A 19,707-nucleotide genomic window follows, 5' to 3' on the forward strand; every position below is an offset into this window, starting at 1 on the left:
CTTGGCGCTACCGACCCAGCCTGGGTGCGCTGAGACTCGCCCTGAGGGCCTGCACAGCGTGCAGCGAAGGGCTGCGGACTTTGCCGCCGTAGAGATCTCGCAGGAAGGTCAGCCACGCCAGTTCCGCGTCTGTGACAACCGGCGATCTTTCGGGAAGTTTTATGCCCAAATTCATGATCAAGCTCCAAAGATGGCACGAAGGGACGTGCGCAGCCGGTTGGTGAGGCGGGGATCCGAATGACCGGACGCATCACGGATTTCATTCAGCCAGTCGATCTCGTTGTCAGTCACGATGGTCTTGAAGATGTCATCCACTGCGGCGCGCGTCGTCTCGAAACCGGCCTGGTCCAATGCGAGGACGAAAAGGAATTTCGGGTCAACCTCGAGCGCCTTGGCCATCGCCGGGACACGGTCCAGCGGTAGCTTGGAACTGCCCGCCTTGATCATGCTGACGTAGTTCGGGTTCGGAAATCCGGCCTGTATGGCAATCTCGCGCTGGCTCTTTTTACCGGCCAGTTCAAGTATCCGACGGTCAAGGAACTTCGCCAGCTTGCTGTTTTCATAGGGTGTATTTTTCAATGGACGCTCCATAGCCTCCGTCACATCATGCGACGTTTCATGCTTCAGCTATAGCGAGCGCAACGTTGGGGAGACGTTGGGTTCTTTCGTCCGCAGACTTAAAGCTTAAGGCTGTCTTGGTGGTCGAAAAGACATCTTTGCCGGTTTTTCACTGGGACCGGTGGGTCAGTGGGACCAGATGTGACTTCGCGCAGACGATGGCACCGCAGTATTTCCCTGCGTTTGTCGCAAGCATCTGAGACACGGGCCAACCGAAAAAGTTGGCCCGCTTGTTACTCACTCAGAGGGCATCAGGTTCGCCCTGCGGACGCCCGGAGGCCTCCATGCTCGCAAGTTCCATCAAAACTGTCTTCAACGGCTTGCGCAGCGAACCAGGCGTCCAGGGAACCGGTAGCGTGTAATTCGAACGCTCAGTATTGGGATGTTCGAGATTTTGAGCGGCCGGTAGTGGGTGCAAGCAATTGTTCCTTGCCTCGCGTCAGACGAGTTCTGAACCGGAGATATCATCCTCGGTCAGAAGCGCAATCTCGAGCTCGATCGCGGGCCAGCGCTTGCGAAAGGCCTCACGATCCCAGGGCTTCGTTTCGCCAGTCTTGGTGTTCATCAACCGGACGATGTTGGCAGAGCGGAGACTGGCCACGCGCTGCTCGTGTGTCAGACAATCGACACCGGGAACGTTTGCCAGGTGAGCCGCCGCTTTCCGGATGTTGTCGTCACTGCGCAACGCATTGTTAACGATGCCGGTCCTCCTCATCTCATTCGTGAGCGTGCTGCGAGGATTGCGGATATTATGCAATGCACGGCTTGCCTTCTGTGCCTTGGACTTCGCCTCAGACTCGGCCTCGGCTTTTGCGACCTCTGAGCGAAGTCTCTGGATCGAGACATAGCCAATGTCGCACGAATAGACGCGGAGCTTGCACGCACGAATAATAGCGATAGTGGGCAGCCAGCGGCTAAGCCGGTTAACCTTGAACACGAGGAGGGATGCACCGAGGCGTTCGGCGGCCCGCATCGCTGCCTGGAAGCCGGGACGCTTTTCGGAACCGGGACCAAAGGCAGAGGCTTCGTCAAAATCCTGACCGACGACCTCCATCTTCCTGGCACGGGCGAACTGACTCATGGCGATAAACTGCTCTTCGATACTGGGACCATCGCTCTGGGCCAGGGTGGAGACACGTGCGTATAGGAACACGCGACGGCGCGGCGCGCGGGAATTTTTCGTCGTTTCGGAGGTGGGCTCATACATCGTTAAAGGCCTTATCCTATTGGGTTATTGTGACTGAGAGAGGGGTGGTCATGCGTGTATTAGCGCGAGCCCATCCGAGGCCTTCTTCAGCAGGCGCTGCGCATGCCAGTTGCAACTCGGATCACATGGACCGCATGGGACACTCGAAGAGCTGCGCACCTTTGCCACCGTTGCTTGATTGTGGACGCCACCGCACCGAATAAGTGAATGGCAGCATCGGCACAGCAACCAGGACCGTGTGCCCACCAGGACCACCACAGGTTTGGACAAGTGGTCTGGAGGCAGGTTTGAGGAATTCGGGCTTGGTTTCATGCTGTGACCGTCGGGACCACCATGACCAGAACATTGAAGAATGGTCATGGTGGTCCCAGCGGTCCACTTCGGTGCGTGGTCAGCCTTGTTGTGCAACGTCGGCGTCAGCTCTCCAAGATGCTGGAATTAACCGCGTATACCTTGGGCCGACCCGGAGTGCTACGACCCATCCGAAGCTGCAAGGTCTCTCCTTTGTCTGTCTTCAGAAGACTCGCTGCCTTATGCAACCTCGCCGCCTGTTGAGCATTCTCGGACCCGTGGATACGCCACCACGTTTCCGGGCGAATATAAACCCATGCGCTGTCCAGCCAGCCATCCACATCTCCATCAGACCCGATCGGTTCAAAACGTTCCATGTGCGCCGTCAGATATGTGCGGGTCCTCTCAACCATGTTGCGCATCAGCTCCAGATTACGTTCGGACCGGATAAGATGATCCAAAAAAGCCGTGCCAGCATGGCCATGATGGTCGACAGCGCCGCGATGCAGTTTCTCCGCAAACAGCATCGATGTTGTCTCGCCGTGCAAATCATCGAATGCGCCATACAAGCGTCCGTCAGATTCGATATCGACAAAACGGATCTCCTGACCCGCGTGGATTTTCTTACCGGCCGATGCCATGTGGTCTGCAAGAGAGATTTCGCCACTCGAGAGAACGGCGATGGTCCAGGACTCGCTGGACTTCAGCGCGCCATTCGATGTCATCCGGCTCTTACCCCTGCCATTGGCCAACATGTAAACGATGTCGCCTGCAATCTTTGGCGACACTTCATGCAATTCGTTGAGCGCAAGAAGACCTCCGCTGCAACCTGATGCAACGGACTCCAGTGCATTGTCTGTTGCGCGCCAGCTCTGGACAAAACCAATTGCACCCCAGACAGAAGCCGCAACTTCAAGAAGTGTCGTTTTCCCCCGTGATGTCAGACCACGAAAATGAAACCCCCCGCTTTCCATTGACAAAATCTGCAACAGCGGACCCGCGAAGGCCTGTGAGACAGCCAGCAACATCAGCGGGTTCCCGATGCATTTCGCGGCAATAGCCTTCCGCCACTCGTCAAGTGATCCCTTCGTGGTCACTGACGCTCCAAGATCACCTGTATCGCGATCGAAAACGGCGTTCTTTTGACCGATGGTTACGCCATTTCCAAGGACAAACGTGTCCGCATCTGCGTCAAGCCATCCAGACTTTGACACGCGCACAAACCGCTCCTGAGGCCGCCATTCTCTCAGAAAGTCGGCAACCTCTTTCCGCACGTCGCTGCCCTTTCCCAGCTGCAAGCCACAGTCGAGCAAAGGCCGCAACAAGGCCGCCGGTGAACCGGAAAAATCGACTTCGTCGATCAAGCGCCGATGGGTATGACCGTCAGCGTCGACGATGTCCAACACGCGGCTCCAACCTGTGCTGTCGACACGGCGACAGATGCCAACAACCCTGACCGGGCTGCAAATCCACGTGGGATGCTCATCGCCGGCCTCGTCCGGTTCCAAATGATAGATTCCCTCCGACCTCCAAAAATACCTGTCAAGAATACCCTTGGCATCAAGCGGAACAGACTTCGAAGCACTAGACGCCGAGGTGGTCAGTCCTTCACCGTGAAGCTTGATGATATTTGAAGAGGTCTCAGAAGGACCTTTGGGCACGTGAAGTTCGTTGTTCATGTTTCATCCTTTGAAAGCGCACGACTTCGGCTGCCGCGAAAAGTGTTTCGCCGCCTTCGGTTGATTTGCCGGTTTTGAGAAAATTCAGACGCCGGAATGAAGGAGGTCAGGTTCCGGCAGACTGCCTTATGTTAAGATGACAGCCGACCCAGACGCGACAAAGCCAAACGCGCATGTCGCCTCCCATGCCTCGATATCCGCCAAGCGCCAACGAGAGGTCTTGCCACCAAGCTTAACTGGCTTCGGGAAATCGCCCTCGCGGCGCCAGCGCCAGATCGTGTCCTTCGAGACGTTGTAGCGAAGCGCCACCTGTTCCACCGACAAGTAGACACCTGCAGGGACTGCATTCATTCGAGATCACTCCATGAAGACTGCGCACGAAATTGATCCCGTTGCCTTAAGAGGCTACGGGATTCATTTTTATATTGCAGTGGTTTAAGCCTGAGCAGTAGACCACACTTTGCGGGAAAAATCAAGCGGCTTCATGCCGTGCAGCATGAGATCTTGTAGGCGATTATCTGGGTCACTGGCTTGCGGCCCGCGTTCGCTGTTGCCGCTAGAAAGCTTCTGGCAGAAATGCCCCACTTATGGAGGCAAGGATGGTGGCAAGAAATCTCTAATAGATGAAAAAACAATAAAATCAGAGGCTTAATAAAAAAATTGGCGGAGGCTCAGGGATTCGAACCCTGGGGACGCTTTCACGCCCAACGGTTTTCAAGACCGCCGCATTCGACCACTCTGCCAAACCTCCGATAGGGCGGGACATAGCGGGGCGGGTGCGATTCTGGAAGGCGCGGGCGGGAAAATCTGCCGCGGCGTGTGAGCGGACTTTTCTTGCGGCGCGCAAGACTGTAGGCTTCGCGCAAAACGAGGACGAGGCTGCGGACAGGCGCAATGGGACGCCTCCAGCGGCATATCGGAGAGGCGAGCAGGCGATGAAAGTGACGAACCCCCACCTTTGGTTGCGGCGCGGGCCGCGGACGTTCCTGCTCTGCAGCGGCGCTGCCCTCGCTCTGGCGGGATGCGAGGGGGGCGGCATGCCGGGCTTTTTGCAAGGCGCCGAGAGCGACGCCGCACCGGCAAGCACCGGCGGCGCGGCCCGGTCCACACGGCTGGTGGAGCGCGATGTGGAGGCGCCGGAGGTGTTCCAGGTGTCCGAGCCGGGGCTTTGGGATGGGCGGCCCTCGCTGGGGGGCGTCTGGGCGGCGCATCCCGATGTGACCGAACCGGAGCGCGTCATCATCCGCAACGAGACCAATGGCAAGTTCGTGATCGGCGCGCTTTTCCGCAAGGAACGCGAGACGCCGGGGCCGAAGCTGCAGATTTCCTCGGATGCGGCGGCGGCGCTCGATGTGCTGGCCGGCGCGCCGACACAGCTCAACGTCGTGGCGCTCAGGCGAGAGGAAGTGCCGGGCGAGGCCACCGCCGCGCCGGCGCAGGATGCGCCGGGTGTCGATGGCGGGCTGGGCGGGCCGAGCGATGTGTCCGAAACCGCGCTCGATCCGGTGACGGAAAGCGCGGCGGCGGCGCTGGACGCGGCGCCCGCACCGGCGACGCAACCCCCTGCCCCGGCTCAGGCACCCGCACCGAAACCGGCAGCGCGGGCGCTCGACAAGCCGTTCATCCAGATCGGCATTTTCAGCATAGAGCAGAACGCCGAGAACACCGCGACCGCGATGCGGCAGGCCGGCATGGTGCCGACGGTGCTCAAGCAATCCTCGAGCGGCAAGACCTTCTGGCGCGTCGTCGTCGGCCCGGCACAGACCCGCGCAGAGCGCAGCGCGTTGCTTGAAAAGATCAAGGCATCGGGCTTTACAGACGCCTATGCCGTCACCAACTGACCTGCCGCGCTGCATCGCAAAGCGGGCCGCCTGACCGGAGAGCTGCCATGATCCGCCGCCCCAGAACCCTTCTTGCCGCAGGGCTTGCCGCGCTGCTGCTGACCAGCGCGCCGCTCGCCGCGTTCGACACAAATGCGCGCGCGGCTTTCGTTCTGGACGAGACCACCGGCACGGTGCTTCTGTCCAAGAACGCCGATGAGCCGCTGCCGCCCGCCTCCATGTCCAAGCTGATGACGCTTTACATCGCCTTCGAGGCGGTGCGCGACGGGCGGTTGCAGATGGACGAGAAACTGCCCGTTTCGGCCCATGCCAATTCCTTCGGCGGCTCGACGCTGTTCCTGCGCGAGGGCGAGCGCGTTTCAGTCGAGGATCTGCTGCGCGGGATCATCGTTCTGTCGGGCAACGATGCCTGTGTGGTGATCGCCGAGGCGCTGTCGCCCGATGGGACCGAGGCCGGATTCGCGCAACTGATGACGCAGCGCGCGCAGCAACTCGGGCTGACCAGTTCAACCTTCAAGAACGCCAGCGGCTGGCCCGCCGAGGGTCATCTGATGTCGATGCGCGACCTGACGCTTCTTGCGCAGCGCATCATCGAGGATTTCCCCGAATTCTACGAGATGTTTGCGGAAAAGGAATTCCTCTTCGACGAGGAGGAGGCGCAGAACCGCTACAACCGCAATCCGCTTCTGGGGCTGGGTATCGGCGCGGACGGGCTCAAGACAGGGCATACGCAGGAGGCCGGCTACGGGCTTGTAGGCTCGGCCAAGCAGGGAGAGCGGCGGGTGATCTTCTCGATCACGGGGCTCGACTCGACGCAGGCGCGCGCACAGGAATCCGAAGCGATCGTCAACTGGGCCTTTCGGCAATTCGCCGAAAAAACCGTGACGCGCGCAGGCGCGGTGATCGCGGAGGCCGATGTCTGGATGGGCGCGCAAGGCAAAGTCGGACTGGCAGCGAAGGAGGACGTGACGCTGCTTCTGCCCAATACGCCGGGGCGCGGCGTGACGGCGGAGGTGGTCTATACCGGCCCGATCGAGGCGCCTGTCACCGAAGGGCGGCAGCTGGCCGAGCTCATCATCAGCCCCGAGGGGCTGCCCGAACACCGCATCCCGCTTTTCGCGGCGTCGAGCGTGCCGGCGAGCGGCTTTGTCGACCGGATGATGAATGTCTCGCAGGTGTTGATCGGACGGCTCCGGCCGGCATCGGCAGAGGTGGCACCTGCCGAGGGCGCGATGTGAGCCGAAGCGGGCTTTTCCTCAGTTTCGAGGGCATAGACGGGTCGGGAAAATCCACGCAGGCGCGGCTTCTGGCGGATCGTCTGCGCGGCGCCGGGCGCGAGGTGGTGCTGACGCGCGAGCCGGGCGGCAGCGCAGGGGCCGAGGAGATCCGCGCGCTGGTGCTGCAGGGCGATCCCGACCGCTGGTCGGCGGAGACCGAGCTTCTTCTTTTCACCGCCGCGCGCCGCGATCATCTGGAGCGCACCATTCGCCCGGCATTGGAGGCCGGCAAGATCGTGATCTGCGACCGTTTCGCCGACAGCACGCGGATGTATCAGGGTCTGTCGCGCGGCGATCTGCGCGGCAAGGTCGATGCGCTGCACGATCTGATGATCGGGGTCGAGCCCGATCTGACGCTTCTGATCGACATGGATCCGGCCATCGGGCTTGCCCGCGCCAAGGCGCGCAACACGGCCGAGGAGCGGTTCGAGGATTTCGGCCAGCCGTTGCAGGAGCGGATGCGCGCGGGCTTTCTCGAACTGGCCAAGGAATTCGCGCCCCGGTTCCACGTGATAGACGGCGCGAGATCGCCGGAGGCGGTGGCCGAAAGCATCTGGGCCACGGTGAGCGCGCGTCTGCCATGAGCGAGAACAGACCAGAGCCGGACCGCATCGACGGTGCGCCCCATCCGCGCGAGACCGAAGCGCTATTCGGGCAGGACGCGGCACAAGAGGGGTTCCTGCAAGCCTTCGCGTCTGGGCGTCTGCATCACGGCTGGCTCATCACCGGGCCGCGCGGGGTCGGCAAGGCGACGCTGGCATGGCGCATCGCACGGTTCCTGCTGGCGACGCCGCCGGAAGATGGCGGGATGTTCGATGCCCCGCCCCCGCCGGTCGATCTCAACATCGCCGCCGATCATCCGGTCGCGCGGCGGATGTTGGCCGGATCGGAGCCGGGGCTTTTCGTCCTGCGCCGTCCCTATGACGAGAAGGCCAAGCGGCTCAAGGCGCAGATCACTGTCGATGAGGTGCGGCGGCTCAAGAATTTCTTCGCCCTATCGGCCGCCGATGGCGGGCGGCGGGTGGTGATCGTCGACACCGCCGATGACATGAATGTCAACGCGGCCAATGCCTTGCTCAAGCTTCTTGAAGAGCCACCAGACCGCACGGTGCTGCTTCTCGTCAGTCATCAGCCGTCACGCCTCCTGCCGACGATCCGCTCGCGCTGCCGGGAATTGCGGCTTTCGCCGCTCGGACCGCCCGACATGGCGCAGGCGCTGGCGACAGCGGATATCGATCCGGCGGGGGCGGATCCGGCGGCGCTTGCCGCGCTGTCGGGCGGATCGGTCGGCGCGGCGGTGCGGCTGCTCGAACAGGACGGGCTGACGCTCTACGCCGATCTGGTCAAGCTGCTGGGCACCCTGCCCGACCTGAGCCGCCCGCTGGCCATCGCGCTGGCCGAAAGCGCGGCGGGGCGCGGGACGGAGGATCGGCTCGATCTGCTGCTGACACTGCTCGATCGCGCATTGGCACGGCTTGCCCGCACCGGCGCGACGGGCAAGCCGCCCGATCCCCCTGCTGCCCCGAAGGAGGCGGAAATCCTCGCGCGGCTCTCGCCCGGCCCACAGGCCGCGCGCATCTGGGCGCAGCTCGCGCAAAGCGAGGGCGACCGGCTGCGCCACGGGCGCGCGGTGAACGTGGAAACCGGCTCGCTCCTGCTCGGCACGTTCCTCGCGTTTTCGCAAGCCTGCCCCAGATAGGGCGGATGGCTTGACGCCACTCTTCGCATTGCCGATATCTCGGCCATGAGCATAGAGCAGATCACCGACAGCCACTGTCACCTCGACTTTCCCGATTTCGACGATGAACGCCCCGAGGTGATCGCCCGGGCGCTGGACGCCGGCGTGCGGCGCATGGTGACGATCTGCACCCGGCTCCGGGTGGAGCCGCAGGTGCGCGCCATCGCCGAAGCGCATGAGCCGGTGTTCTACGCCGCCGGCACCCATCCGATGAGCGCCGCCGAGGAGCCGATGACGACGGTCGAGGACCTTGTCGCGCTGGCGCGGCATCCGAAATTCGTCGGGATCGGCGAGACCGGGCTGGATTACCACTATACCAGCGACAGCGCCGACGTGCAGAAGCAATCGCTGCGCGTGCATATCGAGGCGGCGCAGGAAACCGGACTGCCGCTCATCATCCATGCCCGCGCCGCCGATGAGGACATGGCGCGCATCCTGACCGAAGGGTTCAGGGCACGGCCCTATAGCTGCGTCATGCACTGCTTTTCATCCTCGGCCGAACTGGCGCGTGCCGCTCTCGATCTGGGGTTCTACCTGTCGATGTCGGGCATCGCGACTTTCCCCAAGAGCGGGGAGCTGCGCAACATTTTCGCGGCCGCCCCGGTCGATCGGATCCTGGTGGAGACCGACAGCCCCTATCTCGCCCCGCCGCCCCATCGCGGCAAGCGCAACGAGCCGGCCTATACCGCCCACACCGCGCGCATGGGGGCGGAGATCTTCGGCATGGACTACGCCGATTTCGCCGCGCAGACGGAGGCCAATTTCGAACGGCTCTTCACCAAGGCCGCGCAATACAAGGCCGCCGCGTGATGAGCGAGCTGCGCTTCACCATTCTGGGCTGCGGCTCTTCGGGCGGTGTGCCGCGGCTCGGCGGGATCTGGGGCGATTGCGATCCGGCCAATCCGCGCAACATCCGCCGCCGCTGCTCCATGCTGGTGGAGCGTGTGGAGGACGGCCGCGCCACGCGGGTTCTCATCGACACCTCGCCGGACATGCGCGCGCAGCTTCTCGACGCCGGGGTCGGCACTCTCGACGCGGTGGTCTACACGCATAGCCATGCCGATCACGTCCACGGGCTCGACGATCTGCGCATGGTGGTTTTCAACATGAAGCACCGCCTGCAGGTCTGGGCCGATGGCGACACGCAGAACGATCTCTTCTCGCGCTTCGGCTATGCGTTCGTGCAACCTTCGGACAGCCCCTATCCGCCGATCCTCGAAATGAACACGATCGACGGGCCTGTGACGGTCGCCGGCGATGGCGGACCGCTCACGCTCGATCCGTTCCGCGTGGGTCACGGCAGTATCGACGCGCTGGGGTTCCGCATCGGCGATCTGGCCTATCTGCCGGATGTCGCCGAGATCCCCGAGCCGGTCTGGCACAGCCATCTTTCCGGGCTCGATACCTGGGTGCTCGACGCGCTGCGCCGCAAGCCGCATCCAACGCACGCGCATTTGGCGCAGGCGCTCGAATGGATGGAGCGGGCAAAACCGCGCCGTGGCGTTCTGACGAATATGCATATCGATCTCGACTACGCGACGGTCTCGGCCGAAACGCCCGAGCACATCACCCCGGCTTATGACGGTATGGTGATCACGCTGCCGCTTTGATCGAAAGGCTGCGGTGATGCAGGCGCTGATCGAGATCATCCTGCCGGTCTTCGTCCTTGTCGGCTTTGGCTATGCGGTCGCCTGGCGCGGTATCCTCAGCGCCGGAACGGTGGATGGGTTGATGATGTTCACCCAGAAGATCGCGATACCCTGCCTTCTGTTCCACGCGATCTGGACGCTCGATTTCGAGGGCAGCTTTTCGATCCCGCTGCTGATGAGCTTCTATTCCGGCTCGCTTACGGGGTTCTTCGCCGGCCTTCTCGGCGCGCGCTTCCTCTTTGGCCGCGATTGGGAGGATTCGGTGGCGATCGGCTTTTGCTGCCTTTTCGCCAATTCGGTCCTGCTTGGTCTCGCGATCACCGAACGGGCGTATGGCGCGGATGCGCTGGATGCGAATTTCGCCATCGTCGCTCTGCATTCGCCCTTCTGCTACGGGCTGGGCATCACGGCCATGGAGATCGTCCGCGCGCGCGCCGCGCGCCAGCCGAATCGAAATGTGCCGAGGCTCGTTCTCAAGGCGATGTTCCGCAACGCGCTGGTGATCGGCATCGTGCTGGGCGCGCTCTTCAACCTGGCCGGGCTGTCCCTGGCAGCGCCGCTGTCGGACGCGCTCGACATGATGGTGCGCACCGCCCTGCCGACGGCGCTTTTCGCGATGGGCGGGGTGCTCTTTCGCTACCGGCCCGAGGGCGATATGCGCGTAATCCTGTTCGTGTGCGCGGTCAGCCTCGTGCTGCATCCCGCGATCACCTGGTCACTCGGCTCTGCCTTCGCGCTGGAGGACGGCGCTTTCCGCAGCGCCGTTCTGACGGCCGCAATGGCGCCCGGGATCAACAGCTACGTCTTCGCCGACATGTACGGCCGCGCCCGCCGCGTCGCGGCCTCCTCGGTCCTGCTGGCCCATGCGCTCTGTGTGGTGACCGTCTGGCTCTGGCTCGCTGCCCTGCCGTGACCGTCGCTCACGGTTCCGTCCCCGCGGTTGCGGGGAACGCGCGGCGGTGATGATTGCTGCGTTGGTCATTGCCGGGTCATCCCCGCGGGTGCGGGGAACGCGGCAGCATGACTTGGCGCGGATACCTATGCGTAGGGTCATCCCCGCGGGTGCGGGGAACGCGCGATCCGCGCGGGCATCTGGGACGTGTCCGGCGGGTCATCCCCGCGGGTGCGGGGAACGCTGGCTTTCGGGCCTCGGCCTATGGATCGTGATCGGGTCATCCCCGCGGGTGCGGGGAACGCTGTTTAGCGGCATCGGCGGCTTCAGTCTCGGCCGGGTCATCCCCGCGGGTGCGGGGAACGCAGGCGGCGGCGGGGCCAATTCGACTAGTGATACGGGTCATCCCCGCGGGTGCGGGGAACGCGTTACCCTGCGCTACTGAACCTCGCCTCAATTCGGGTCATCCCCGCGGGTGCGGGGAACGCGTCGAGCGCAATTTGTTCGTCGCAGATGTTCGCGGGTCATCCCCGCGGGTGCGGGGAACGCTTCCACGCATCGACCGATAGCAGCGCGATGCCCGGGTCATCCCCGCGGGTGCGGGGAACGCACATGCGATCACCGGCTTGACATGCAAGCCGCCGGGTCATCCCCGCGGGTGCGGGGAACGCGAAAGCCGCTCGAACCCATCCGTTCCGAGCCGCGGGTCATCCCCGCGGGTGCGGGGAACGCCAGAACGCGCGACATGGGGCGAGGCAACGCGCCGGGTCATCCCCGCGGGTGCGGGGAACGCCATGTTAAGCAAGTTCGCACCAACACGGCGGGCGGGTCATCCCCGCGGGTGCGGGGAACGCGTGACGTTCGAGGTCAGCCCCGAGGCTTGCACCGGGTCATCCCCGCGGGTGCGGGGAACGCGGCCCCGCTGATGGGTCGGAGGTCAGCGAGGCCGGGTCATCCCCGCGGGTGCGGGGAACGCATTCCGACCGCAAAGCGCTTGGCGTGATTTGCCGGGTCATCCCCGCGGGTGCGGGGAACGCAGGTGGCAGAATTTGCCGAGTGGGACATTGATCGGGTCATCCCCGCGGGTGCGGGGAACGCGGCCCAGCCCTCCACAAGAACCTCGCGGGTCACGGGTCATCCCCGCGGGTGCGGGGAACGCAGGTTGCGGACCATGCTAACGCCAACCCAATCCGGGTCATCCCCGCGGGTGCGGGGAACGCTGCCCCATAATGCGCCGCCGTCTGGCCTCCGCCGGGTCATCCCCGCGGGTGCGGGGAACGCACGCCATCGAAGGCACATTCGACCTATCCGGCCGGGTCATCCCCGCGGGTGCGGGGAACGCCAAGGCAGCTTTAGCGAGCTATTGCAGACGTCCGGGTCATCCCCGCGGGTGCGGGGAACGCTCTGCCGCCTCGTCAATCACCCACTTGATGACCGGGTCATCCCCGCGGGTGCGGGGAACGCGGGTGTATTGGAGCATCCGTGGGGCAGTCATGCGGGTCATCCCCGCGGGTGCGGGGAACGCTTGGCCTTCCAGTTGTAGAAGCTCTGCGGCGTCGGGTCATCCCCGCGGGTGCGGGGAACGCTCATTCCATGCGGCGTCACGTTCCGCCTCTGCCGGGTCATCCCCGCGGGTGCGGGGAACGCCCTGTGTGTGAAAGATCGTTACTGGACCGCAGCGGGTCATCCCCGCGGGTGCGGGGAACGCTCGAGCGCAACAAACCCGCTTGGCCCCTTCCACGGGTCATCCCCGCGGGTGCGGGGAACGCGGGTTCCGCATTCCGGCTATATCGGTCAGGATCGGGTCATCCCCGCGGGTGCGGGGAACGCTGGGAATTGCGCGGCCCGCGCGGTGGCGTTCACGGGTCATCCCCGCGGGTGCGGGGAACGCGTGACAAAGAACCGGCCCGGAACCTGATTGCCCGGGTCATCCCCGCGGGTGCGGGGAACGCCTACTTCGTTGGGCTGGAATGTGAGCCTGACGCGGGTCATCCCCGCGGGTGCGGGGAACGCGATTATGGACGATCCGAAATACGGCGAGCCATCGGGTCATCCCCGCGGGTGCGGGGAACGCATTGATTGGCTCGTGACAGAAGCTGGCGCAGACGGGTCATCCCCGCGGGTGCGGGGAACGCCATGGTGCCGTCCGATGACTGGTGGTCTACCTCGGGTCATCCCCGCGGGTGCGGGGAACGCGTCCGGTTTCGGGAACCAGAACGTGCCGTTCGCGGGTCATCCCCGCGGGTGCGGGGAACGCTCTCTCTGAGGATTGGATAACATGACATTCGACGGGTCATCCCCGCGGGTGCGGGGAACGCTCGACCAGACGCGGCAGCAGCGCTTCACGCGCCGGGTCATCCCCGCGGGTGCGGGGAACGCCCGTGCAAGGCGATGGTCCGTTCCAGTGGGGCCGGGTCATCCCCGCGGGTGCGGGGAACGCTTGCCAGCTACGAAGCGCAATTCCAGACCGACCGGGTCATCCCCGCGGGTGCGGGGAACGCCCAGCGATTTGACCCATGCCCGCCGCACCTCGCGGGTCATCCCCGCGGGTGCGGGGAACGCCGGGCGGGCGCTGCTGGCACGAAGGAACGTCGCGGGTCATCCCCGCGGGTGCGGGGAACGCGGCCGGATTTCCCGCCCGTAAGACCGCACGGCCGGGTCATCCCCGCGGGTGCGGGGAACGCGGAGACAAGCACGCTCGCAATGATGGCTGACGCGGGTCATCCCCGCGGGTGCGGGGAACGCTTGTAAAGGGGTCTGGTTTCTGGATGGGTATACGGGTCATCCCCGCGGGTGCGGGGAACGCTCTTGCTGTAAGCAATTGATGCACCACGAAAATCACAATGTCAAAGAACGTACCGGGGATTTCACCCTTCTCGGGGTAGAAAACTCACCAGTTTCAACCCGTCGAAATCCACCGGCATACGCCGGTTGCGTCCGGCGGTGCGAAAGTCGAAGCCCTGATCGGTTGGCGCCTTCCAGACCATCACTGCGTCGCCGGTTTCGATCCAGGCCTCGACCTGCTCCCAGATGCGCTCGCGGGTGCGGGCCGAATAAGCGCCGACGAACACACCGGCGCGCACCTCGAGCAGCCATGCGGCGAGGCGGCCGCGCAGGCGGGGCGGCGCGTTGGAGACGACCACGACCATCATCCGCGATGGCCCGCGTCGCCGCCCGGCGTGTCGTCCTCGAAGGCCGGGCCGAGCGCCTCTTTCGGCGGATCGGGGCGCGGCAGTTCTCCGGCGGCCAGAACGGCTTCGATCTGCGGGATGATCCGGTCGAGCAGCCGCGTTCGGCGGAACGCATCGCGACAGGCCAGCCGCACGGCGCGGTCCGGCGGCATGTCGAGCTTGCCGCGCGCGTGTTGCCCGGCAACGCGGAACGCCTACGGCACGACCGTGTCCAGCTTGTAGAGGTCGGCGATGTCATAGACGAAGCTGAGTGGCTTTCCGGTGTGCAGAAAGCCGATGGCGGGTGCGTAGCCCGCGGCGAGCACAGCGGCCTCGGTCAACCCGTGCAGGCAGGCGGTCGCCGCCGAGAGACAGCGGTTGGGCACATCGCCTGCCTCCCAGTCGGAGGGATCGTAGCGGCGGCGCTTCCAGTCCACGCCGTGCTGCCGCGCCAGAAGCGCATAGGTTTCGCGCACCCGCACGCCCTCGATCCCGCGCAGCTGGTCGATGGACCGGCGCTGGGGGGCATCCTCGCCGAACCGCATCCGGTACATCTCGCGCACCACGCGCAGCCGTGCGGCAGGATCGAGCGCGATGGACGCTTGCCAGAGCAGCCTATCGGAGCGCGCCCCGCCCGGTTGTCCGGCGGAATAGAGCCGCACGCCGGCCTCCCCGACCCAGGTGACGAGCGTTCCGGTGCGCGCGGCCAGCGCGACGGCCGCATGACTGATCCGAGCACCCGGCTCCAGCATCACGCCCGCCAAGCCGCCGACCGGGATATGGGTGCGCGTGCCATCGGCATTGACGGCGACGAAAGCCCCGTCCCGCACATCGAGTTGCGCCCGCTCCACGAACACGAGCGAGGAACGATCCTTGAGCGGGATCGGCTTGGGCGGCGGCAACCCTTTCATCGGTCAGGCGCGCCGGATCAGCATGAGTCCGCAGCCGAACGCCTTGGCCCGGCCGAAGCCTTGGCCGAGCCGGGCGAGAAACGTCTCGGGATCGTTGACGTTAAGCGTTCCCACGAGATCCAGCACACCGAAGCGGGGGCGCCCCTTTCGGTTGGGCAATCGCGGCATCTGGAGGACCGAATAGTCCTCTACCGAAACCTCGTCCGGGGCAAAGCCGCCGCGCTGCCCCTGCCCCTCCAGCCAGGTTTGTGCCGCCTGCCGGGCAAGGTCCATGCGCTGCGCGGCGCGCTGATCCTTCGGCACGCCGTGCAGCGCGTCCATCACCACGTCGACGCGGCGGCCCCTGCCGTTGCCCGCCCGATCCTTCGTCGCATTGGCGCGCAGTTGAAAGGCCAGCCGGTCGCCCGCGCGCAGATCGGGGGCAAAAGCGCGCGTTTCGGGCGGCTCGAAGAAAGGGGCGTTGCCGGGGGGGCGCGCCGAGAGGACGAGATAGCCGCCTTGCCCGTCCGCGCGCCAGAGGAAATCACGTTCGGCCGCGGGATCACCGGCGAAAAGCGACCAAAGCAGGCGGTGATCGGCATCGCTGCGCCGCCCCGCCTCCGGCGGTTCGATGAGCGCGCGCACGGCGTCGAGCGACACGTCCCGGCGCTTTTGAAGCCGCGAGAGATAGAGCGTCATGGCGCGGCCTCCGCATGGGGCGCGGGTCGGATCTCGACCGGGGCGATGGAGACCTGGCGCGGGCCGAAATGCCAGAGTTCGCGGTCCAGCGGCATATCGTTGCGCCGCTCGGTCACAGCGCCTTGCAGCGTGCCTTCATCGGCCACGAGCTGCCGCGCGACGGCTCCTTCGCGCCAGGGCGGCAGGCGCAGCTGCGCCAGCGCATCCTCCAGCTCGCCGGCTTCGATGCGGCGCGGGGCGAGCGGGGCCGAGAGCGGGCAGGATTTGCGCCCGAGATACAGCTGGAATACCGGCCTTTCCAGCGCGGCCTTGATCTCGTCCAGGGGTCCGTCCCAGAGCGCCACGCCATAAAGCGGCGCCATGCGATAGTCGCGGCTTGTCAGCACGGTGTTGAGTCGGGTGCGCCCACGCCTGAGGGCTTCGGGGCGCGATTGTGGATGCTTGACGGCGGCGCTCGGCACGGTCTGCGCGGTGTGGTAGTCGCGCAGTGGCGTGCCGGCGTCGAAGATGGCGACCGCCATGCCCAGATCATCGAGCGCGGAGAAATCGCCGTTGCGCCGGATGCCCATCGCCGCGCCGATCAGGCCGAGGATCGCGGAGCGTCCCGGCCATGCAAGCGATCCGCGCCGTTCGTGACCTGCGAACTCCCCCATCGCGCCGAGCGTCGCCGACAGGGTAAAGACCAGCATGTCAGCCATCCTGCACCGCCTTGCGGGCGAAACCGGCGACCTCGTCAAGACTGCCGCTGCCCTCGTGCACATCCATCACTGCGCAGGCATCGCAGCATGCACCATAGGCGCGGTCGATCTTTTGGGCCATCTCTTCCAGCGCGCGCACCGATCCGGTTTCGAGATTGTTCGCCTTGACCGGTGTAAAGAACGCCCCCGACAGATCGCGCGGCTGTTGGCTGCCTGTCTCGGCGCGCAGGTAGATCGCGCGGGGATGATGGGCGAAACTGTTCTGCTTGCCGCGCGGCGTCGCCGTCGCCAGCGCCCGGACCAGCGAGTCTACGCCCCGCGCGGCCAGCTCGCGATCTCCGGCGAGGTTTTCTGTCAGCAAATCGACATTGACGCACGCATATAGGTAAAACACACCGGAGCCGAACGGGTTGTCTCCCAAATGTCCCGCTCCGGTATCCTCGCGCTTGTTGAGATCGTCCACGGCGGTGAACCAGTCATCCTGCACCATCGCCGCGTGGGTCGTGATCGCATGACTGACCTGCACCGCCGCGTCGCGGTTGAAGTCCGCATTTGCAGCCAGCATGCGCCCGAACATCGCGATATCCACCGCCCCGTCGGCATGACGAAGGACCATCTTCTTCAAGTCTTTTTCCTTGGGCAGGTCGTCGCCCCTCGCATGGGCGGCGGCGAGATCCTCGGCCAGTTTCCACTCGTCGGGAGAAATGAACGCCAATGTGCTGGCGACCCTGTCGTCGGGGTGATCCTTGGGCGCATCCTCCAGCTTGCCGAAGATCTCCGCCACCGCCCCGGCGGCTTTCGTCGCCGTGTCGCCCTCAATCCCGTCGGCGATCAGCGCCTCGCGCAGCTTTTCATGGAGCCGCTTCGTCCGCGTGCCGCGATGACCCGCCAGATCGGACATGAAATAACTGCTTTCCCGAAGCGCCCGCTTGACCGATTGGGAGGACAACCGAAGGCGAGGCGCGCCGCCGACATGGGCCTGCTTGGGCTGGCCGGCATCGTCACGGTTCGGATTCGAGGGCGGATAGGCGGTCAGCACATGGAATTGCAGAAAGGTCGTCATTCGGTCGTCTCCTGTGAAACCCGGCTCGCCGTTCCGGGCATGTCGGTGTGGTAGTAGTCGAAGGTCCAACGGATGCGGGTATCTTCGTTCCAATAAAGCAGGTCCGCCCCGAGCCGGCCGACATTGCAACGCCGATCCACCGCGGGAAGAACACGCCGCAGCGCCGAAACGAGCGCGTCATGCTCGCTACGGATCAGCCGTTCGAACCGCGCATTCGAGATAGCCGGCTCTTTCAGTCCCGGTCCCAGACGGCGCGCCAGCGTTTCCTTCGTATCGCCCCGGATTTCGGCCAGAATGCGCGCAACGGGGATAACCTGCTCTTGCTTGCGCAGCCTTTGGGCCAGCACATGAACCGCGGGTTCCGCGGCCACATCGACCGGGGAAGCCGCGCGCCTGAGCCGTGCCGCCAGCCCCCGCGCGGCGGCATCCTCGCGCTTGCCCAGATAGCTGTGCCACCAGCTTGAAATGGTGTCTTGGGTGCTCATGCCGGTTCCTCTTGCTGCAATTGGCCGACCGTAGATACGAAATCGGGAAACTTCTTCGGACCGAGGGCCAGCAGGTTGCGGCGCGCCCTGACGATCTCTGCCTGTTGCTTTGAACTGCGCGCATCAATGGTGGGAACGGCGCGCGCGTCGAAAAGCGCCAGCGCCGTGCGGCGCAGATCGGCGATATAGGTTTCGGCGAAATCCTCCGGCAGCCGTTCTTTCGCCAGATCGCCGATCCGCGCGAGGAAGCCCGGCTCCGTGCGGACAAAGAACTCCTCCCGGACCGCGTCGCGCGCCTCGCCCGATGCAATCACCGCACCCATCGCGCCGCGCAATACCTGGGCGACCTTGTCGGCCACGGAGATCATCTGCTCAACCGGTCGTTCGCGCCCGTTCGGCAGATCGAGCAGCGGCTGGACCGAGTGGAGAAAGCTGCGCGGGGTGGCGTTCTTCATCGCCCAGCCCGCCACGATCAGGGTTGACTTCGGCCCGCGCCGCAGACGCGCGCGCTCCTGCCAAGTTTCGACCGCCTGCGCACGACGCTTCTCGTCCTTGGCGTCCCTGACATTGGCGACCACCCCAAGCCAGTTGCGATAGCCGAACCCGCCGGGTTTGGGATGGACCGGCAAAAGCTCGGCCCCCTCTTTCACCCGGTAATAGGGGGAGAGGGGATGCTGCCAGCCGGCGTAATTCGTGCCCGAAGGTTTTTGAATCGCGCCCGTGATGGCACCGTCTTCGTCCTGCATCAGCCAAAGCCGACGCGGCATACCGAAAAACGCTTCGACCTTGTGGCCGTGTTCGGGATAGGTCTGCGTATCGCCCTTGCCATCCGACAGGCGCGTGGGGCGCATCCAGGGCAGATCCTCCGGGCTGGCCGGAATGCCGTAAGGCACGTTCGCCCAAACGAGCGGCCAGAGCCCTTCTCCCGGATCGACCAACGTGACCATCGGCCCTCCGCCGCGCATCGACGTGCGGATACCCGCCCCGCCGGCCGGTGCAAACGCCTGAAGTGTGTAAAGCGTCATGGCAGCGAGCGTCGGTTGCAGCGCGGCATAGCGACCCTGCCGCACCATGAGATCGGCGTTCTTTCTTGCCGAACTTGCCCCGGCCGAGTCGATGAAAAGCTTGTCGGCCGGAATCGCTTCACCCTCCAGCCCGCCCAGTTCCTGCAAGAAGCGCGGGCCATCCCCGGTCAGGTTGAAGGCCGGGGCGAAGGGCGATAGCGCGTCGCGCAGCGCTTCGGCGGTCAGCCCGGCGCGCCAGGCGTTCAAATCCTCGGGCGGGGCGGCCATCAAAATCAGCCCGATCAGCAATTCGTAACAGGCCAGATCGAGATCGGCGCGCGGCCAGTCCGGCGCGGCGATTGCGGGATCGATCATTTCCCAAGGCGCGATCACCCGCGATGCGCCGTCTTTGAGACGCACGGGAATCCAGCGATCGTTCAGAAGATTAAGACCTGTTCCTTGCTCCATGCTCCAACCCGGACCCTTGCATTTTTGTGGACATCAGG

The 19,707-nt window shown here is 64.8% G+C and carries 19 protein-coding genes, 1 tRNA gene and 1 CRISPR repeat array; of the genes, 7 read left to right on the top strand and 13 right to left on the bottom strand.

The features are described from left to right. Positions 1 to 177 precede the first annotated feature (177 nt). The 5 genes from M3465_RS11885 to M3465_RS11905 all read right to left on the bottom strand — a co-directional run bounded on the left by M3465_RS11885 (position 178) and on the right by M3465_RS11905 (position 4,546). Positions 178 to 591 carry a helix-turn-helix domain-containing protein gene (locus M3465_RS11885; protein ID WP_249501964.1) on the bottom strand — a complete coding sequence of 138 codons (414 nt, stop codon included), beginning with the start codon at positions 589 to 591 and terminating at the stop codon, positions 178 to 180. A 466-nt stretch (positions 592 to 1,057) separates the two neighbouring features. Beyond that, positions 1,058 to 1,825: a recombinase family protein gene (locus tag M3465_RS11890; protein ID WP_249501965.1), complete on the bottom strand. Its 768-nt coding sequence runs from the start codon at positions 1,823 to 1,825 to the stop codon at positions 1,058 to 1,060. Between the two features lie 416 nt (positions 1,826 to 2,241). Next, the gene (locus tag M3465_RS11895; protein WP_249501966.1) at positions 2,242 to 3,795 is read right to left on the bottom strand and encodes a DUF927 domain-containing protein; all 1,554 of its coding nucleotides are present in this window, start codon (positions 3,793 to 3,795) and stop codon (positions 2,242 to 2,244) included. Positions 3,796 to 3,921: 126 nt separating this feature from the next. Further along, positions 3,922 to 4,146: a helix-turn-helix transcriptional regulator gene (locus M3465_RS11900; RefSeq protein ID WP_249501967.1), complete on the bottom strand. Its 225-nt coding sequence runs from the start codon at positions 4,144 to 4,146 to the stop codon at positions 3,922 to 3,924. A 310-nt stretch (positions 4,147 to 4,456) separates the two neighbouring features. Continuing rightward, a tRNA-Ser gene (locus M3465_RS11905) sits at positions 4,457 to 4,546 on the bottom strand. Positions 4,547 to 4,730: 184 nt separating this feature from the next. Between M3465_RS11905 and M3465_RS11910 the strand changes: the two genes are divergently transcribed. Genes M3465_RS11910 through M3465_RS11940 form a run of 7 tightly spaced genes read left to right on the top strand, consistent with a single transcriptional unit; the run spans position 4,731 to position 11,213 of the window. Next, positions 4,731 to 5,636, top strand: coding sequence for an SPOR domain-containing protein (locus M3465_RS11910; protein WP_502846116.1), 906 nt, complete (start codon positions 4,731 to 4,733; stop codon positions 5,634 to 5,636). 47 nt (positions 5,637 to 5,683) lie between these two features. Beyond that, entirely contained in the window at positions 5,684 to 6,874 is a 1,191-nt protein-coding gene (locus M3465_RS11915; protein ID WP_249501969.1) for a D-alanyl-D-alanine carboxypeptidase family protein, read from the top strand. Continuing rightward, complete coding sequence (gene tmk, locus M3465_RS11920; RefSeq protein ID WP_249501970.1) at positions 6,871 to 7,497, top strand: dTMP kinase; 627 nt, start codon at positions 6,871 to 6,873, stop codon at positions 7,495 to 7,497. Before M3465_RS11915 ends, tmk begins: the two co-directional genes overlap by 4 nt. Beyond that, positions 7,494 to 8,612, top strand: a complete 1,119-nt coding sequence (locus M3465_RS11925) for a DNA polymerase III subunit delta' (protein ID WP_249501971.1) — start codon at positions 7,494 to 7,496, stop codon at positions 8,610 to 8,612. The genes tmk and M3465_RS11925 overlap by 4 nt, the downstream gene beginning before the upstream one ends. A 45-nt stretch (positions 8,613 to 8,657) precedes the next feature. Further along, the gene (locus M3465_RS11930) at positions 8,658 to 9,461 is read left to right on the top strand and encodes a TatD family hydrolase (RefSeq protein ID WP_249501972.1); all 804 of its coding nucleotides are present in this window, start codon (positions 8,658 to 8,660) and stop codon (positions 9,459 to 9,461) included. Next, the gene (locus M3465_RS11935) at positions 9,461 to 10,261 is read left to right on the top strand and encodes an MBL fold metallo-hydrolase (protein WP_249501973.1); all 801 of its coding nucleotides are present in this window, start codon (positions 9,461 to 9,463) and stop codon (positions 10,259 to 10,261) included. The genes M3465_RS11930 and M3465_RS11935 overlap by 1 nt, the downstream gene beginning before the upstream one ends. Before the next feature lie 16 nt (positions 10,262 to 10,277). Next, positions 10,278 to 11,213 carry an AEC family transporter gene (locus tag M3465_RS11940; protein ID WP_249501974.1) on the top strand — a complete coding sequence of 312 codons (936 nt, stop codon included), beginning with the start codon at positions 10,278 to 10,280 and terminating at the stop codon, positions 11,211 to 11,213. 72 nt (positions 11,214 to 11,285) lie between these two features. Beyond that, positions 11,286 to 13,998: a CRISPR direct-repeat array (repeat unit 29 nt; unit sequence CGGGTCATCCCCGCGGGTGCGGGGAACGC). A 61-nt stretch (positions 13,999 to 14,059) separates the two neighbouring features. Here M3465_RS11940 and cas2e read toward each other — a convergent pair. From cas2e to casA, 8 genes are read right to left on the bottom strand one after another with little or no spacing between them, the layout of a single operon-like run. Further along, entirely contained in the window at positions 14,060 to 14,344 is a 285-nt protein-coding gene (gene cas2e / locus M3465_RS11945; protein ID WP_249501975.1) for a type I-E CRISPR-associated endoribonuclease Cas2e, read from the bottom strand. After that, the gene (locus tag M3465_RS11950) at positions 14,341 to 14,535 is read right to left on the bottom strand and encodes a hypothetical protein (RefSeq protein WP_249501976.1); all 195 of its coding nucleotides are present in this window, start codon (positions 14,533 to 14,535) and stop codon (positions 14,341 to 14,343) included. Before M3465_RS11950 ends, cas2e begins: the two co-directional genes overlap by 4 nt. A 42-nt stretch (positions 14,536 to 14,577) precedes the next feature. Then, complete coding sequence (gene cas1e / locus M3465_RS11955; RefSeq protein ID WP_249501977.1) at positions 14,578 to 15,273, bottom strand: type I-E CRISPR-associated endonuclease Cas1e; 696 nt, start codon at positions 15,271 to 15,273, stop codon at positions 14,578 to 14,580. Positions 15,274 to 15,276: 3 nt separating this feature from the next. Next, the gene (gene cas6e, locus M3465_RS11960) at positions 15,277 to 15,951 is read right to left on the bottom strand and encodes a type I-E CRISPR-associated protein Cas6/Cse3/CasE (protein WP_249501978.1); all 675 of its coding nucleotides are present in this window, start codon (positions 15,949 to 15,951) and stop codon (positions 15,277 to 15,279) included. Further along, positions 15,948 to 16,649 carry a type I-E CRISPR-associated protein Cas5/CasD gene (gene cas5e, locus M3465_RS11965; protein ID WP_249501979.1) on the bottom strand — a complete coding sequence of 234 codons (702 nt, stop codon included), beginning with the start codon at positions 16,647 to 16,649 and terminating at the stop codon, positions 15,948 to 15,950. The genes cas6e and cas5e overlap by 4 nt, the downstream gene beginning before the upstream one ends. Further along, positions 16,642 to 17,712, bottom strand: a complete 1,071-nt coding sequence (gene cas7e / locus M3465_RS11970; RefSeq protein WP_249501980.1) for a type I-E CRISPR-associated protein Cas7/Cse4/CasC — start codon at positions 17,710 to 17,712, stop codon at positions 16,642 to 16,644. The genes cas5e and cas7e overlap by 8 nt, the downstream gene beginning before the upstream one ends. Beyond that, the gene (gene casB / locus M3465_RS11975; RefSeq protein ID WP_249501981.1) at positions 17,709 to 18,197 is read right to left on the bottom strand and encodes a type I-E CRISPR-associated protein Cse2/CasB; all 489 of its coding nucleotides are present in this window, start codon (positions 18,195 to 18,197) and stop codon (positions 17,709 to 17,711) included. Before casB ends, cas7e begins: the two co-directional genes overlap by 4 nt. After that, positions 18,194 to 19,669 (bottom strand): type I-E CRISPR-associated protein Cse1/CasA, encoded by a 1,476-nt coding sequence (gene casA / locus M3465_RS11980; protein ID WP_249501982.1) that lies wholly within the window; start codon positions 19,667 to 19,669, stop codon positions 18,194 to 18,196. The genes casB and casA overlap by 4 nt, the downstream gene beginning before the upstream one ends. Positions 19,670 to 19,707 lie beyond the last annotated feature (38 nt).

Origin of the sequence: Marivita sp. GX14005 (genome assembly GCF_023370775.1) — a bacterium.
GTDB lineage: Bacteria > Pseudomonadota > Alphaproteobacteria > Rhodobacterales > Rhodobacteraceae > Marivita.